We start from the raw sequence: 16,437 nt of genomic DNA on the forward strand, positions 1-16,437 counted from the left end.
GCTCTCCGGCGCGGACCCGGGCGCCGTCGGGATCCGGCCCTGCTCCCGATGCGCTTCGTGGCCCGCCGCCGGGCCGTCCGAGAAGGGTCCCGACGCCCGACCGGGCCGGCATGTCGGTGCGATGCGGCACACTGGACGTTTGGCACCCGGGGCCGCCCGGCGGCCCGGGCCGACGGTTCACACCGGAATGCGAAAGGCGAGGCGCGTGAACGGACCTCTCATCGTCCAGAGCGACAAAACGCTGCTGCTGGAGGTGGACCACGAGCTGGCGGACGCCTGTCGGCGGGCCATCGCGCCGTTCGCCGAGTTGGAGCGGGCGCCGGAGCACATCCACACCTACCGGGTGACCCCGCTCGGGCTGTGGAACGCGCGGGCCGCCGGCCACGACGCCGAGCAGGTCGTGGACGCGCTGGTGCAGTACTCGCGGTATCCGGTCCCGCACGCGCTGCTCGTCGACATCGCCGAGACCATGTCGCGGTACGGACGGCTGACGCTCACCAAGCACCCCGCGCACGGCCTGGTGCTGTCCACCACCGACCGTCCCGTGCTGGAGGAGATCCTCCGTTCGAAGAAGGTGCAGCCGCTGGTCGGCGCGCGGATCGACCCGGACAGCGTCGTGGTGCACCCGTCCGAGCGCGGGCAGATCAAGCAGACGCTGCTGAAGCTGGGCTGGCCGGCCGAGGACCTGGCCGGTTACGTGGACGGCGAGGCGCACCCGATCGAGCTGGCGGAGGACGGCTGGTCGCTGCGCCCGTACCAGTCGCAGGCCGTGGAGGGCTTCTGGCACGGCGGTTCCGGCGTCGTGGTGCTGCCCTGCGGCGCGGGGAAGACGCTGGTCGGCGCGGGGGCGATGGCGCGGGCCAAGGCGACCACGCTGATCCTGGTCACCAACACCGTCTCGGCCCGGCAGTGGAAGCACGAGCTGGTGAAGCGGACGTCGCTGGTCGAGAGCGAGATCGGCGAGTACAGCGGGACGAAGAAGGAGATCCGGCCGGTCACCATCGCCACGTACCAGGTGCTGACGACCAAGCGGAAGGGCGTCTACCCGCACCTGGAGCTGTTCGACTCCCGGGACTGGGGCCTGATCGTCTACGACGAGGTGCACCTGCTGCCCGCGCCGGTCTTCAAGTTCACCGCCGACCTCCAGGCGCGGCGGCGGCTGGGGCTCACCGCGACGCTGGTGCGCGAGGACGGGCGGGAGTCGGACGTCTTCTCGCTGATCGGGCCCAAGCGGTTCGACGCCCCGTGGAAGGAGATCGAGGCGCAGGGGTACATCGCGCCGGCGGACTGCGTCGAGGTGCGGGTGGATCTGACCGACTCGGAGCGGTTGGCGTACGCCACCTCCGAGACGGAGGAGAAGTACCGCTTCTGTGCCACCACGGACAGCAAGCGGCGGGTGACCGAGGCGCTGGTGCGTCGGCACGCGGGCGAGCAGACGCTGGTCATCGGGCAGTACATCGACCAGCTGGACGAGTTGGGCGAGCACCTCGACGCCCCGGTGATCAAGGGCGAGACGAGCAACGCGCAGCGCGAGAAGCTCTTCGACGCCTTCCGGGAGGGCGAGATCTCGGTGCTGGTGGTGTCCAAGGTCGCGAACTTCTCCATCGACCTGCCGGAGGCCACCGTCGCGATCCAGGTGTCCGGCACGTTCGGTTCCCGCCAGGAGGAGGCCCAGCGGCTGGGCCGGGTGCTGCGCCCCAAGGCGGACGGTCATGAGGCCCGCTTCTACTCCGTGGTCGCCCGCGACACCGTCGACCAGGACTTCGCCGCCCACCGCCAGCGCTTCCTGGCCGAACAGGGCTACGCGTACCGGATCATGGACGCGCACGAGCTGCTGACGGCGGGCAAGGACGACATCACGGCCGGGGAGGACGACCCCGCTTCGGCGTGATGGGGGGACGGCGGTGGCGACTTCGTCGACCCGCCGGGATCTCGGTGACGGCCTCGTCGGTTGGCTGGGATCTCGGTGACGGCCGTCGGCTCGGCTGGGCCTCGGTGACGGATTCGTCGGCTCGCCGGGGCCTCGGTGACGGTCGTCAGCTCGACGGGGCCTCGGCGGGCCGGCGGCCGCCGGCGCGTGGCGAGGGGAACCGGCGGGTGTCCGGGAGGCCCCCGGGGGCGCCGGGGGTCCGGCGCGTCCACCAGGCCAGCGCGGCCAGCAGGGCGAGGCCGAGCACCGGGTAGGGGGCCGCGAGGAGTTGCTGCCACCAGGAGAAGTGCAGGGCCAGGGTGCCCTTGTGGTACAGCGCCCACATCGAGCGGGCCGCGAAGGTGACCGCGACGGCGGCCACCAGCGCCCAGCGCCAGGCGTCGCGTCGGGCGTGGGCGATCAGCGCGGCCAGCAGGGGCACGCACCAGACCCAGTGGTGCGACCAGCTGATCGGCGAGACCAGCAGTGCCGTGACGGCCGTGGCCAGGACGCCCCAGAGATCCAGGCCGTGGACGTAACACCGGCGGGCGATCCAGAGCCCGGCCGCGGCGGTCACCGCGGCCGCCGCCAGCCACCACGCCCCCGGCTCGGTGGTGTGCAGGAGCCGCGCGAGCAGTCCTTGAAGCGACTGGTTGTCGACGATCCACAGCTTGCCGACCCGCTGCGTCTCGAACATCCGCCGCGTCCAGAAATCCACGCTCGCCGCGGGCAGCACCAGCGCGCCGAGCAGCACCGACACCACGAATCCGGCGAGGGTGGTGAAGGCGGCCTTCACCCGCCCGGTGATCAGCAGATAGACCCCGAAGATCGCCGGGGTGAGCTTGATGCCCGCGGCGAGGCCGGTGGCGAAGCCCTTGAAGCGGGCGCCGTCCGGACGCGAGAGGTCCCATAGGACCAGGCAGGTCAGGGCGAGGTTGACCTGTCCGAAGACCAGGGTCTGGAAGACCGGTTCGAGCCAGAGGCCGAGGGCGGTGGTGCCGAGGAGCAGCGGCGCGGAGTACGCGGCCCGGCGCAGGCCGGCGGCCTTGCAGGAGAGGTGGATCAGCAGTGCCAACAGGGCGGCGTTGACCAGCACGCAGGTGATCTTGAGGGTGGTGAGCGAGATCCAGGTGGTGGGGATGAACAGCAGGGCGGCGAACGGCGGGTACGTCGCCGGCAGCGCCCACTTGGTGACCGTGAAGCCGTAGAGGTCACCGCCGGTCGCGGCGGCGTGGCCCTCGGCGCGGTAGACCTCTATGTCGGACATCGGGAGCTGCACGGCCAGGGAGAGCGCATACAGCCCGGCGCAGGACAGGCCCAGCAGCGCCACGCCTATCGCCAGTCGGCCGGGGCTGGCGATGCTCTGCGCCCAGGTGCGTCTCCACGTCCACGTCCCCGTCCCGTCGGCGGCAGACACCCGTTGACCCCTCCTCGTCGCCCTGAGCGCGCTCTCTGCGGCGACGCTAGTCGTTCGAGACCGACCGTCCGTAACGCTTTCCGGTCAACCAGTTGTCCATGCGGAATCGGCTGTCACACGCACGAAAGGTGCGCGATCCGGCCGAACCGCGCAACGTCGGCCGCCGGCAGTACGGACCGCGCCTACGGTGCATGCGGTGCCACGCAGTGGTTGGCAACGGTGCGCAGCGGTACGCAGCGGCTGATGTGACGGGTGTTGCCGGACGGCGTTGCCGGACGAGTGTCGTCGGACGGGACTCGTGCTTGCTCGGGCTGGTACGTACTCGGACTTGCGCTTGCTCGGACTGGAACGTGCTCGGACTCGCCGTGCTGCGGGCCTCGGTGCGGGCTCGCTGCGCGCCTCGCCTCACCCTTCGGCGTACTCCCCCATCACCACCACGCTGAACGCGGCCGCGGCGAAGACCTTCACCGCGCGGACGGCGTTGCCCATCAGGTGGCGGTGCTCCTCGCGAGCCGCCGAGCCGGTGGTCGGGGCGGCGCCGAGGGCCGTGGCGCCCTTGGCCGAGCGTCGGGGGACGGCGTGGACAGAGGCTGGGGAAATCGTTGCGCTGCTCATGTCTCCATCATCGTTTTCACGCGAATGGCGCACATCGCCCCACAGTTCCATTTCTCCACGCCCCGGCATCAGCCTGTGGGTCCATACCGTCCCCTACGGGAGACCTAGGGACCTCAGGGTTATCCCTCCCAAGGACGGCGTCACACGCCCCCGTACACCGCACCCCGCACCGGCTCCCCGCCGAAAAATCCGTTGGCGTCCCGAATAGGTGCTGACTACAATCGCGCGCCTGCCTGTCTCCCGTTCAGGGGAGCGCCGCCGTCCGGTCGGAAACCGGTCGGCCCTTCGCATCATGCCGTCGCACGCCGTCGCGCCGTCGCGCCGCGTACCGAGGATTGACCCGTCACCGGAGGCAAGCCGTGCCCTCGCACGCCCACCCGACACCCGACCAGCACCCCGCAACGCCGGCGCCACCCGCCGCGGGCCCGGCTCCGTCACCCGAGGCTCCGGCACTCGACCACGCCCCTGGCCAGGGCCAGGGGGCCGCACCCGGCGACCCGCTCCAACGGGAGCGCGCGCACCTCGCCGCCTCCCGCACCGCCCTCCGCGCCATGCGCAAGGACGCCGAGGCCCTGAACATCGCGGACGTCGCCGCGAACTGGGTCAACGCCAAGGTCCTCCAGGGCGAGATCGACGCCCGCATCAAGGCCCTCGCCGACCTCTCCGGCACCCCGCTCTTCTTCGGTCGGCTCGACTACCTCCACGCCCCCGGCGTCGAACTCGCCGAGGGTGCCGCCGGCGAGAACTTCTACGTGGGCCGCCGCCACGTCCACGACGCCGACGGCGACCCCATGGTCATCGACTGGCGCGCCCCCGTCTCCCAGCCGTTCTACCGGGCCTCCAAGAAGGACCCGATGGACCTCAGGCTGCGCCGCCGCTTCGGCTACACCGGCGGCGAGCTGACCGCCTACGAGGACGAGCACCTCACCGACCCGGCCGAGGCCGAGACCACCAGCGCCCTCCTCCAGGCGGAGATCGAGCGCCCGCGCGTCGGCCCAATGCGGGACATCGTCGCCACCATCCAGCCCGAGCAGGACGAGATCGTCCGGTCCGGCATCGGCGGCACGGTCTGCGTCCAGGGGGCGCCCGGTACGGGCAAGACGGCGGTGGGCCTGCACCGGGTCGCGTACCTGCTGTACGCCCACCGGGAGCGGCTGGCCCGTTCCGGCACCCTCGTCATCGGCCCGAACCGCTCCTTCCTCCAGTACATCGAGCAGGTGCTGCCCGCCCTGGGGGAGTTGGAGGTCAAGCAGGCCACGATCGACGACCTGGTGGGCCATGTGGAGGTGCGCGGCACGGACGACGCGGCCGCGGCCATGGTCAAGGGCGATGCGCGGATGGCCGAGGTGCTGCGCCGGGCGGTGCGCTCGCACGTGACGCTGCCGCAGGAGCCCTGCATGGTGGTCCGTGGCTCCCGCCGCTGGCGCATCCCGGCGTACGAACTCGAAGAGATCGTGCAGGAGTTGCAGGACCGCGACATCCGGTACGGCGCGGCCCGTGAGGCGCTGCCGCAGCGGATCGCGCACGCCGTCCTGGTGCGGATGGAGCAGGCGGGCGAGGCGCCCGACGACCGGGTGCAGGACGCGGTGGCCCGTAATGCCGCGGTGAAGGCGGCGGTCAAGGCGATCTGGCCGCCGGTCGATCCGGCGAAGCTGGTGCTGCGGCTGCTGGTCGACGTCGACTTCCTCGCCGAGCACGCGGACGGGCTCCTCACCGACGAGGAGCAGAAGACGATCCTGTGGGCGCTGCCCGGCTCGGGAAAGCGGGCGCCGCGCAGCGTGAAGAGCGCCAAGTGGTCGTCCGCGGACGCGGTGTTGATCGACGAGGCGACGGACCTGGTGGCCCGGACGCACTCGCTCGGCCATGTGGTGCTGGACGAGGCGCAGGACCTCTCCCCCATGCAGTACCGGGCGGTGGGCCGCCGCTGCACCACCGGCTCGGCGACGATCCTGGGCGACATCGCCCAGGGCACCACCCCGTGGGCGACCGACACCTGGCAGCAGGCGCTGGCCCACCTGGGCAAGCCCGGTTCCGTCGTCGAGGAGCTGACCCAGGGTTTCCGCGTACCGCGCGAGGTCATCGCCTACGCGTCCCGTCTGCTGCCGGCGATCGCGCCCGACCTGAAGGAGGCCACCTCCATCCGCGAGTCGGCGGGCGACTTCGCCCTCCGTGCGGTGGAGTCCGCGGATCTGGACGCGGCCGTCCTGGCGGCCTGCCGCGACGCGCTGGCCAAGGAGGGCTCGATCGGCCTGATCGCGGCGGATGCCCGCATTCCGGTGCTGCGCGCGGCCCTTGAGGAGGCCGGCATCAGCTGTCTGCCTCCTGGTGCGGAGACCTCGGCCGAGGCCCGGCTGACGCTGGTGCCGGCGACCCTGGCCAAGGGTCTGGAGTACGACTACGTGGTGCTGGACGAGCCGGCGGCGATCGTGGACGGCGAACCGGACGAACGGACCGGCCTGCGCCGCCTGTACGTGTGCCTGACCCGGCCGGTCTCCGGCCTGACGATCGTCCACGCGACGGCCCTGCCGGAGCAGCTCGGGACCGACTGACGGCGACCACCGGGCGGGGGACCGCGCCGGCCGCCGGAAACGGGGGGCGCGTGCCCGACAGGCACCGCCCCCGCGCCCCCGGTCCCCCACGTCCCCGATCCCCCGCGTCCCCGGTCCCCCCGTGACCCGTTGGTCCCCCGTGACCCGTTCCCCCGTCAGGCGAGTTCGTCGTTCCAGCTGTTGGAGATGCCGGTCAGCTCGCGCGGGGCGAACGGCGCCTTCCAGTTGCCGGTGCCGTGGTAGACGTACACCTGGTCGTCCGACGTGACCACGAGGTCGGCCTTGCCGTCGGCGTTGGCGTCACCGATGCCGATCAGCTGGGAGTAGCCGCCCCAGCCCGCGCCGATCCGCACCGGGCGGTCGAGGGTGCCGTCCCCCTTGCCGAGGTACGACCACAGCGCCCCGTCCTTGTCCCGTGCGACCACGTCGCCCGCGGGCCCGCCGGCCACATCGCCGACCGAGACGATCCGGTCGTAGATGTTCCAGCCGCCGCCGATCTTCACGCGGGGGGCGAACGGTGCCTTCCAGTTGCCGGTGCCCTTGTAGAGCCAGAGCACCCCGGCGGTATCACGGGCCAGCAGGTCTCCGCGGCCGTCGCCGTTGAGGTCGCCGCCGCCGGTGAGCTGGGTGTAACCGCCCCAGCCCGCACCGATCTTGACGCGGCCGTCGAACGAGCCGTCCCCCTTGCCCAGGTACAGCCACAGCACCCCGGCCTTGTCCCGCGCGACCACGTCGCCGTGGTCCGCGCCGGCGACGTTGCCGACGGCCGTGACCTGGTCGTAGATGTCCCAGCCGCCGCCGACCCGCGCCGCGTCACCGCTCTTCAGCTGCCCGTCCTCCGGGGCGCGGTAGGTGTCCTTGCGCTCCAGGTTTCCCCACCCGTCGCGGACCAGCAGGTCCGGCGAACCGTTGTCGTTGTAGTCGTGCGGAGCGGGCTTGCGCGCCACGGTGAAGGTGCCGTTCGCGGTGAGGGTCGGGCCGATGCCGTTACGGGGCTTGGCCGTCAGCTTCCACGTGTACGCCCCGTTGGGGGCGGCCAGGTCGGGGGCGTAGGAGCGGCCGAGCAGGCCGTCCCAGTCCAGTTGCACCCAGGTCGGCCCCGGCTTCTCCCACTTGGCGGGATCGATCCGGATCTCGGTTTCGCGCTGGGCGCCGGAGGCGGTGTGGCGCAGGGTGACGGACACGTCGGCGTTGCCGTGCGACAGCTGCCAGCGCGGTCGCCACCGGCCCTTGTCCAGCTCGGCCACGGCCGGGACCTCGGAGCCGACCAGGGTGAGCCCGGTCCGCTCGCCGGTGCTCGCGATCAGCTTGGCGACGGGTGCGCCGTCGGCGCCGCGGGAGATGCGGTAGAGCCCCTCCCCGTCGGCCACCGTGCCGCCCCTCACCAGCAGGTCGCCGTCCGGAGTGGGGGTGAGCGAGGAGGCGTGGTCCAGCACCTTGCGGACGCTGCCGCCGCCGATCGGTACGGCCCGGAAGGCCGCCTCACCGCTGTCGTAGCCCTCGTTGTTCTGCCAGGGGTTCCCGTACAGCGCCCAGTCGCCGACCAGGCCCACCATGGGGGTGGCGACCCGGCCGAGGTCCATGCTCCACCGCTGCTGGTCCCCGCCGAGCGCCGTCGTGCGCAGCGACGTGTCGGTGTCGCCCATGAACAGGCCGCCGGCGAGCGCCATGTGGCTGCCGGACACCGCGGTCCCGGACGCGTAGCCGCCCACCATCCCGCGGCCGGTGATGACCTTGGCGGAGGCCAGGTCGGCCACCGTGTAGTCCTCCATGCCCCGGTTGTCGACGCCGTCCGGGGTGGTCGAGTACCGCAGCACGGCCGCGCCGGCGGAGCCCGACTCCACCTTGACGTCCCGGGTGGCGTCGGGCAGACCGGTGATCACCCGGTCGGTCATCTCGCCGCCTTTGGCGGCCTCCAGGATGTGCGCCACTACGGTGCCGTTGTCGTTCCGCTGGTACGCGAGGACCCGCGCGCCGACGGTGCCCAGGTAGCGGTAGCCGTACGTGGTGAGGTCGATGAGGGTGGACGACCCGCTCGCCATGTCCCGCAGGGTGATCTTGTGGGAGGCGCCCATGACCGGGTTGTCGCCCAGGGCCACGACGTCGGAGGCCGTGCCGTGCGTCGTGTCGTAGGAGGACAGGGCGTCGTCCTGGGCCAGCTTCGTCGTCACACCGTCCGCGTACCGGGTCCACAGCACGTTGTGCTGCCCGTCGACGGAGAGGAACCCGGTCCGGCCGGCGCTCACGATCTCGGAACCGGCGGCGATCTTCAGCGCCTGCGCGGGGGCGGTGGTGGCCGCGGGGGCGGCGGGGGTGGCGGCCACGGCGGGTGCGACGAGCGGACCGGCGGTGACCGCCAGGACCAGCGCGACGGCGCCGGTCATGAGCCGGCGCGAACTCCCGGACGTCGCCGACGTCCGAGGCCGTCGGGATATGGCGGAACGGGTCATCTGCCCTCCTGGCAATGCGTTGTGCAGGCCGGAGGGCGGCCGGAAGGAAACGAATCCCCCCAAGCCGGTGGAATGCGTTCCCCCATGCCGATTCACAAAAATCCTACCAAGCGGTAGTTCTGGCCCGTTTACCCCCATGGATCCGCTACGTGGCCGGTTTACCCCTGTGGATCCGCTACGTGGCCGGTTGATCCCCTACGGGGCCCTTGACCCGCTAGGCGCCCCCTCGGCGCACTCCCCAGGGGTCGGGGCTCAGACCCGCGAACCCACCGGTGCGTCCAACGCCGCCCGCCATTCCCGCACGGCCGCCGCGTCCACCGGCTCGGCCCATCCACCGGGCCGGGCGGCGCCCCCGATGTGGAACGCGTCCAGTCCGGCCGCCCGCAGCTCCGCCAGGTGGTCGAGCCGGAGCCCGCCGCCCACCAGGATCCGCGGCGCGTACCCGGGCTCGCCCGCCGCCTTGCGCGCCCGTTCGGCGATCAGCGTCGCCAGTCCCGCGTCGACGCCTTCCGCGGCACCGGCGGTCAGGTACGTGTCGAGCCCGGCCGGGCCGGCGAAGCCCGCCAGCTCCTTGCGGAGCGCGTCCCGGTCGGCGGCCCGGTCGATGGCCCGGTGGAACGTCCACCGGCAGCCGTCGACCACCTCGACCAACGCCTTCACCGCCACCAGGTCCGGCCGCCCGTCCGGCGTCAGGAACCCCAGGACGAACTCCTCCGCCCCCTCCGCCCGCAGCGCCGCCGCCTCCGCGCACAGCGCGTCCACGTCGCCCGCCGCGAAGCCGTCGGCGGCGCGCAGCATCACCCGCAGCGGAATGTCGACGGCGGCGCGGATCGCGGCGAACGTGGCGCGCGGCGGTGTCAGCCCGTCCGCCGCCATGTCCGCGACCAGTTCCAGGCGGTCGGCACCGCCGGCCTGCGCGGCGACCGCGTCCTCGGGACCGAGCGCGATCACCTCCAGGAGCGCGCGCTGATTCATACGACCCAACCTTCCGCTGACGAACGACGTGGCCAGAACCCGCGGGACGGGGGGCCGGGGCGACGCCGCACGCGCTTGCCGCGGCCCGTCGCCCCCGACCCGACGCCCCTCACAGGTCTAGTCCAATACCCAGCCTAAGCGCTCCTTGACCACGACACCTCCACCCGCCCCGCGACGCGGCCGAAATCCACCCACCCCCTCCGCCCCCACCACCCCGAAAACCACCCAATGGCGCGAGTGTGGATCAGCCCTCACTTGGGTAACACGCCTTTCCCGTAAGGGCGTTGCGCCGGCACCTCGCTCGCCCTCGGCTTCGAGCACGGAGAAACCAGATGTCCGACCTTGCGACCGTATCCGCCGAAATAGCCCCATATCTCGTCTTAGCGGCCAACAACCTGGGCACCTCCGTCCTCACCGCCGCCCAGGACCGCCTCGCCGAACGCACCGTGACCGCCGGCGAGGGCTTCTTCCGCCGCCTGCTGCACCGCCGCGACGACACCGCCACCCTCAGCGACGACGGCACCACCCGGCCGCACCTCGACACCGACCGCGCCGACGCCCTCGACGAACTACTGGCCACCCTGAACGACCACGACCGCCGACTACTCGCCACCGCCCTCACCAACTGGCTGCACGCCCCCGCCGAGGACCACGACGCCGGCGGCTTCCGGCGCCACGTCGAACAGCTCACCGCCGCCACCGGCCCGCGCATCGTCCACAACAACCCCACCGCGACCGGCCAGGGCTCCATCGCCGCCGGGGAGATCCACGGCACCATCAACATGGGAGGCGGCCCCAGCCCCCGGGACGACGCATGACCCCCCGCACACCACCGCGGCCGGACCCGGAGCACATCCACAACGACGCCACCGCCACCGGCGACCACTCCATCGCCGCCGGCAACATCCGGAACGTCTTCATCCGCTGGGCCCTGCAACACCCCAGCGCCCGCTGGCTGCCGCTGCTCCTGGCCTGCGCCGCCCTGATCATCGCGGGCACCACCTGGCCGGACGGCCCGGCCTCCCAGTACGCCCTGTGGGGCGCACTGGCCGCCGTCTCCCTCGGCACCGCGACCGGCCGCGTCCTCATCCAGCGCCCCGCCAGCGCCCGCATCGTCGCCACGCTCTCCCTGGTCTCCGTCCTGGCCACCGTCGGCGGCCACCTGGCCTTCCGGAACGTCGTCACCCACGGCGAGATCGACGTCACCGGGAAGATCAACCCGCCGGTGAAGCGCGCCCTGTCCAACGGCACCCACATCACCCTGAGCCTGGACATCGCCACCCCCGAGGAGTCCCGCAACGCCCTCCGCCTCACCCTGGCCATCAACGATCACGACACCGCCGACCCGACCTGCCGCCCGGACTCCTCGGCCGACCTCACCCTGCTCGGCCCCGGCAGCACGGCCCAGCCGACGACCGTCCGCCACGGCGGCACCGCCGACTTCCTCCTCGGCGGGCAGGTCCGCACCGTACGGATCGACGTCGAACTCAGGACGGCCCAGGGCTGCCTCCTGGACATCCGCACCACACAGGCCACGCTCTACGACACGTGACCGCACCGCACCACAACTCACGACCCGCACCACAAATCACGATCCACACCACAACTCACGACCGCACCAGCGCACGGAAGAAACGGGGACCCCATGACGATTCGCCGTACCACGTTGGCTCCCTTATTCATCCTCGTCGCCCTCGCCGCGACCGCCACCGCCTGCGGCTCCTCGGATTCCCTCTTCAGCTCCGGCAGGGTCGCGGTAGGCGTGAAAGACGACCAACCCGGTACCAGCTCAATCGAGCATTACCACCCCCTCGGATTCGACGTCGAGGTCGCCAATCACGTACTCAAAACGCTCAATGTGGAACCGGATTTCGGCGCGGTCCCCTCGGAACTGCGCGGCACCGTACTGAAGAACAAGAAGAAGGACCTGGTCGTCGCGACCTTCTCCATCACCGCCGACCGCATGCGAGAACTCGACTTCGTCGGCCCGTACGCCTCCACCTTGCAGGGCTTCATGGTCCGCAAGGACGATCACAGCATCCAGAACATCTCCGACCTCGACGGAAAACGCGTCTGCACCTGGACGGGCACCACCTCCCTCGACACCCTCAAGAAATACACCGACAGCAAGTGGTACGAGGCACCCGACGCCTCCAGCTGCATCGACGACCTCAATACGAAATACGCCAGCGCAGTCTCCACCGACCAAATGATCCTTTATGGATTCACCGAGAGGCACAAGAACCTGAGGGTCATACCTAAACTCACCATCGGTTCCGCAAACCGCTACGGAATCGCCATGGCAAAAGGCCACCGCGCCGACTGCTACAAACTCCGCGACGCGCTGCGCACCTACGTCACCACCAGCGACTGGGACCAGGATTTCAAATCCTCGCTCCCCTCCATCCCCGAAGCCGACGTCGACTGGCAAGCTCATTACAAACCCACCGCGGACGAGATCGAACTCCATTCCTGCCGCGACGAACCCGCCCCCTGACCGGGCACAATGGCCGACATGACCGACCCCCGCCCCGACCTGGCCGCCCGCTGGGCGGCCACCGTGGCCCAGGCCCGCGGCACCCAGGTCCACGACACCCCGGCCCACGGCACCCAGCAGCGCCCCGACCCCGCCCCGTACGCGGCCAACCTCCTCGACCGCTGGGCCGAACCACAGCGCCACTACCACACCACCGACCACCTCACCGCCGTCCTCGCCCGGATCGACGAACTCGCCGCGCACGCCGACGACTTGCCGGCCGTCCAGTTGGCAGCGTGGTTCCACGACGCCGTCTACCGGCCCGACCGCTCCGAGAACGAGGAACGCAGCGCCGCCCTCGCCGAGCGCGCCCTCCCCGAACTCGGCATCGCCCCACCCCGCACGGCCGAGGTCGCCCGCCTCGTCCGCCTCACCGTCACCCACGACCCGGCCCCCGACGACCGCAACGGCGCCGTCCTGTGCGACGCCGACCTGGCCGTCCTGGCCGGCTCCCCCGACGCCTACGCCACCTACGCCGCCGCGGTCCGCACCGAGTACGGCTTCGTCCCCGACCCGGACTTCCGGGCCGGCCGCGCCGCCGTCCTCCGCCAACTCCTGGCGCTCCCCCGCCTGTTCAGGACCCCCCAGGGCCACGACCGCTGGGAGCAACCGGCCCGCCACAACCTGTCGACCGAACTCGCCCTCCTGGAGAGCGGCAGCGACAACGGCACCGACTCCGGCTGACCGGTCCGGCCCAGCACCCGGCACGGCCGCCGCGTGGCGGACACCACCCCCCGACCGGGAATGCCAGTACCCATTCCCCGGTTGATACCTGTCATGCCAGCACCAGCCGCCCCCCCTCCCCGTGCCCGCCTCCCCCTCGCCGTCTACGTCCTCGGCCTGTCCGTATTCGCCCTGGGCACCAGCGAGTTCATGCTCTCCGGCATCCTCCAGCCGCTCGCCCGCGATCTCCAGGTCTCCATCCCGCAGGCCGGACTGCTGGTCTCCGCGTTCGCCATCGGCATGGTGGTCGGCGCCCCCGTGCTGGCCGCCGCAACGCTCCGCCTCCCCCGCCGCACCACCCTCATCACCCTGCTCGCGTTCTTCGGCCTCGGCCAGGTCGCGGGCGCGCTGGCACCCTCCTACACCGTCCTCTTCGTGTCCCGGGTGGTCAGCGCCCTGGCCTGCGCCGGTTTCTGGGCGGTGGGCGCGGCCGTGGCCGTCTCACTGGTCCCGGTCAACGCCCGGGCCCGCGCCATGGCCGTCATGGTCGGCGGCCTGAGCATCGCCAACATCGCCGGCGTCCCGGCCGGTGCGCTGCTCGGCCAGCACGCCGGCTGGCGCTCCGCCTTCTGGGCGGTGGCGGGGCTCTCCGTGATCGGCCTCATCGGCGTCGTCGCCCTCGTACCCCGTACGAAGGTGCCCACCGGCGAGGACCGCCCCCAGCTCCGCCGCGAGCTGACCATCTACAAGGACAAGCAGGTCTGGCTGGCACTGATCGCCACCGCCATGAACGGCGCCGCGGTCTTCGCCCTCTTCTCGTACCTCTCCCCGCTCCTGACCGACACCGCCGGCCTCGCCGAGAGCTGGGTCCCGACGGTGCTCGCCCTCTTCGGCGTCGGCGCGCTGATCGGTACGTTCATCGGTGGCCGGATCGCCGACGCCCACCTCTTCGGCACGCTCTTCGGCGGAATCTCGGCCTCCACCGCCGTCCTCGCCGTCCTGGCGCTGACCGCGCACAGCCCGATCGCCGCCGTGGCACTCTCCCTCATGCTCGGCGTCACGGCCTTCACCACGGCCCCGGCCCTCAACGCCCGGATGTTCAACGTGGCGAACGCGGCCCCGACCCTCGCCGGCGCCACCACCACCGCCGCCTTCAACATCGGCAACACCCTCGGCCCCTGGCTGGGCGGCCTGACCATCAGCGCCGGCTGGGGCTACCCGTCCGTCGCCTGGACCGGTGCGGCTCTCGCCGCCGTCGCCGTCCTCACCACGGCCCTCGCCTTCCGCCTCCACCGCACATCGGCCCGCTCCCACGTGGTCGCGTCCTCGGCACCCCGATCCGACGCCGATTCCGGCACGGACTCCAGCACCGGTTCCGGCGGCGCATCCACCGCGGCGTCCGCCGTCCGCTCCTCGGAGACCGCAGAACGCCGCTGACGGCCGCGCAGGCAACCAGCCGGCGGGCGGGCGAACGCCGGCTGGTCCTGCACCTACTCCGCCGTACGCTCGCCCCCCATCCGCCTCCCCTCCCCACCCCCTCCCTCACCGCCCCTTCGGCCGCCGCAGCCCCGCCTCCGTAAGACGACGCACCAGCTCTTTGGAGCCGACCTCCACCGCCCCCGCCCGCACGGCATCGGCATACCGCTCGGCCGGCAGGTCGTAGTGGTCGCGCTCGAAGGCCCGGCGGGGCGCGCCCAGCACCGCCGCGAAGCGATGCAGTTCGTCGAACGAGCGGTCACTCACCAGGTGCGACCACATACGACCGTGCCCCGGCCAGCTGGGCGGGTCGATGTAGATCGCCACCTCAGCCCTCCGTCGGCGCGCGCAGCCGCCCGACCGGGGCGACGGCGACCGCCGTCTTCGGGCACACCCAGTGCGGATCCGGGCCCAACTCCGGCTCCACATCGAGCGCGTGCGGATCTCCGGACTCCGTGCACACCGGGCACAACGGCCAGCGGCCGTACCGCTCCAACAATGCGTCCTGTACGTCCTGCGCTATCAGTCCCGCGACGAACGACGCGCCCTCAGGCCACTGCTCCACCCACCATCGACGATGCGTGACCGCATCCTCGACGAGCGAGACGATCTCGGCGTCCGCTACGTCGTCCGCCATCAGGTCGGCGAGCACCAGCGCTCGCGCGGCGTGCAATGCCTGTTCCAGCTCCATGACCTCATTCTCGCGCGGAGCCGCCGGCCGGCTGAAGTTATCCACAGTCGACCCGGACACCGTCAGCGGTCCGTCCACAGGCTTCACGGAGGGTATTGACGCGTCACCGATGCTGAAAATACCTTTCAGACATGAGTAGCGGAGTGAAAGAAACTTTCATCGGCGCCAGGCCGACCTCGGCTCCGGCGCCACCGGCCCCCGCGGCACTGGCTGCCAAGGTCCGCACGCTCGCGCCGACGATGACCCGCTCCATGCAGCGGGTCGCGGAGACGGTCGCAAGCGATCCGGCCGGCTGCGCCGCCCTCACCGTCACCGGCCTGGCCGAGCGCACCGGCACCAGCGAAGCCACCGTCGTGCGCACCTCCCGCCTGCTCGGCTACCCGGGCTATCGCGACCTGCGCCTCGCCCTCGCCGCGCTCGCCGCGCAGCAGGCGACCGGCAGCGCGCCCGTCGTCACGGCGGACATAGCGGTCGACGATTCCCTGATCGACGTCGTCGCCAAGCTCGCGCAGGAAGAGCAGCAGTGCCTCGCCGACACCGCCGCCGCACTGGACGTCACCCAGTTGGAAGCGGCCGTCGCCGCCCTCGCCTCCGCCCGCCGGATCGACGTCTACGGAATAGGCGCCTCCAACCTCGTCGCCCAGGACCTGGTCCAGAAGCTGCTGCGCATCGGACTGATCGCCCATGCCCACTCCGACCCGCACCTCGCCGTGACCAACGCCGTGCAGATGCGAGCCCGCGACGTGGCCATCGCGATCACCCACTCCGGCCGGACGACGGACGTCATAGAGCCACTGCGGGTCGCCTTCGACCACGGCGCGACGACGATCGCCATCACCGGCCGCCCGGACGGCGAGATCGCCGCCTACGCCGACCACATCCTGACGACGTCCACGGCCCGCGAGAGTGAGCTGCGCCCCGCGGCCATGTCCTCCCGCACCAGCCAACTCCTCGTCATCGACTGCCTCTTCATAGGCGTCGCCCAGCGCACCTACGAAACCGCCGCCCCCGCCCTCTCCGCCTCCTACGAAGCCCTCGCCCACCGCCACAACCCCCGCCACTGACCACACCGCAACATCCCGTCACACCGTGGCCAGCCCCCACCCTGGGCGGCCGCGCCACACCCCGCTGCGGGCAGTCGCACCGCCGCGACGCC

The 16,437-nt window shown here is 71.8% G+C and carries 14 protein-coding genes; 8 read left to right on the forward strand and 6 right to left on the reverse strand.

From position 1 onward, the window contains the following. Positions 1-205: 205 nt before the first annotated feature. The gene (locus tag ACFVT2_RS20135) at positions 206-1,891 is read left to right on the forward strand and encodes a DNA repair helicase XPB (RefSeq protein WP_390019530.1); all 1,686 of its coding nucleotides are present in this window, start codon (positions 206-208) and stop codon (positions 1,889-1,891) included. Positions 1,892-2,036: 145 nt separating this feature from the next. Here the strand turns inward: ACFVT2_RS20135 and ACFVT2_RS20140 are convergent, their stop codons facing one another. After that, positions 2,037-3,326 (reverse strand): glycosyltransferase 87 family protein, encoded by a 1,290-nt coding sequence (locus tag ACFVT2_RS20140; RefSeq protein WP_390019533.1) that lies wholly within the window; start codon positions 3,324-3,326, stop codon positions 2,037-2,039. 405 nt (positions 3,327-3,731) lie between these two features. Beyond that, positions 3,732-3,941, reverse strand: a complete 210-nt coding sequence (locus tag ACFVT2_RS20145) for a hypothetical protein (RefSeq protein ID WP_390019536.1) — start codon at positions 3,939-3,941, stop codon at positions 3,732-3,734. A gap of 359 nt (positions 3,942-4,300) precedes the next feature. Between ACFVT2_RS20145 and ACFVT2_RS20150 the strand changes: the two genes are divergently transcribed. Further along, on the forward strand, positions 4,301-6,490 hold the full coding sequence (locus ACFVT2_RS20150; protein WP_390019539.1) for a HelD family protein: 2,190 nt from the start codon (positions 4,301-4,303) through the stop codon (positions 6,488-6,490). A 155-nt stretch (positions 6,491-6,645) separates the two neighbouring features. Here ACFVT2_RS20150 and ACFVT2_RS20155 read toward each other — a convergent pair whose 3' ends face one another. Together ACFVT2_RS20155 and ACFVT2_RS20160 are read right to left on the reverse strand one after the other, a co-directional pair. After that, the gene (locus ACFVT2_RS20155; RefSeq protein WP_390019541.1) at positions 6,646-8,874 is read right to left on the reverse strand and encodes an FG-GAP repeat domain-containing protein; all 2,229 of its coding nucleotides are present in this window, start codon (positions 8,872-8,874) and stop codon (positions 6,646-6,648) included. Positions 8,875-9,192: 318 nt separating this feature from the next. Beyond that, positions 9,193-9,915 carry a copper homeostasis protein CutC gene (locus tag ACFVT2_RS20160; protein WP_390019543.1) on the reverse strand — a complete coding sequence of 241 codons (723 nt, stop codon included), beginning with the start codon at positions 9,913-9,915 and terminating at the stop codon, positions 9,193-9,195. A 332-nt stretch (positions 9,916-10,247) separates the two neighbouring features. Here ACFVT2_RS20160 and ACFVT2_RS20165 point away from each other — a divergent pair, with 332 nt between their 5' ends. From ACFVT2_RS20165 to ACFVT2_RS20185, 5 genes are all read left to right on the forward strand, one after another. Beyond that, positions 10,248-10,733, forward strand: a complete 486-nt coding sequence (locus tag ACFVT2_RS20165) for a hypothetical protein (RefSeq protein WP_390019546.1) — start codon at positions 10,248-10,250, stop codon at positions 10,731-10,733. Next, a complete protein-coding gene (locus ACFVT2_RS20170; protein ID WP_390019548.1) occupies positions 10,730-11,467 on the forward strand; it encodes a hypothetical protein in 738 nt (245 codons plus the stop codon). Before ACFVT2_RS20165 ends, ACFVT2_RS20170 begins: the two co-directional genes overlap by 4 nt. A 93-nt stretch (positions 11,468-11,560) precedes the next feature. Continuing rightward, positions 11,561-12,412 carry a transporter substrate-binding domain-containing protein gene (locus ACFVT2_RS20175; protein WP_390019551.1) on the forward strand — a complete coding sequence of 284 codons (852 nt, stop codon included), beginning with the start codon at positions 11,561-11,563 and terminating at the stop codon, positions 12,410-12,412. Between the two features lie 18 nt (positions 12,413-12,430). Further along, positions 12,431-13,135 (forward strand): hypothetical protein, encoded by a 705-nt coding sequence (locus ACFVT2_RS20180; RefSeq protein WP_390019553.1) that lies wholly within the window; start codon positions 12,431-12,433, stop codon positions 13,133-13,135. Between the two features lie 93 nt (positions 13,136-13,228). After that, complete coding sequence (locus ACFVT2_RS20185; RefSeq protein WP_390019556.1) at positions 13,229-14,551, forward strand: Cmx/CmrA family chloramphenicol efflux MFS transporter; 1,323 nt, start codon at positions 13,229-13,231, stop codon at positions 14,549-14,551. Positions 14,552-14,656: 105 nt separating this feature from the next. Here the strand turns inward: ACFVT2_RS20185 and ACFVT2_RS20190 are convergent, their stop codons facing one another. Both ACFVT2_RS20190 and ACFVT2_RS20195 read right to left on the reverse strand, forming a co-directional pair. Then, complete coding sequence (locus ACFVT2_RS20190) at positions 14,657-14,917, reverse strand: DUF4031 domain-containing protein (RefSeq protein ID WP_390019559.1); 261 nt, start codon at positions 14,915-14,917, stop codon at positions 14,657-14,659. Position 14,918: 1 nt separating this feature from the next. Further along, positions 14,919-15,281 (reverse strand): hypothetical protein, encoded by a 363-nt coding sequence (locus ACFVT2_RS20195; RefSeq protein WP_018540318.1) that lies wholly within the window; start codon positions 15,279-15,281, stop codon positions 14,919-14,921. A gap of 131 nt (positions 15,282-15,412) precedes the next feature. On the opposite strand from ACFVT2_RS20195, the gene ACFVT2_RS20200 reads away from it, so the two are divergent. Continuing rightward, entirely contained in the window at positions 15,413-16,345 is a 933-nt protein-coding gene (locus ACFVT2_RS20200; protein ID WP_390019562.1) for a MurR/RpiR family transcriptional regulator, read from the forward strand. The last annotated feature ends 92 nt before the right edge of the window (positions 16,346-16,437 follow it).

Source organism: Streptomyces sp. NPDC058000, assembly GCF_042886435.1.
Classification (GTDB): domain Bacteria; phylum Actinomycetota; class Actinomycetes; order Streptomycetales; family Streptomycetaceae; genus Streptomyces.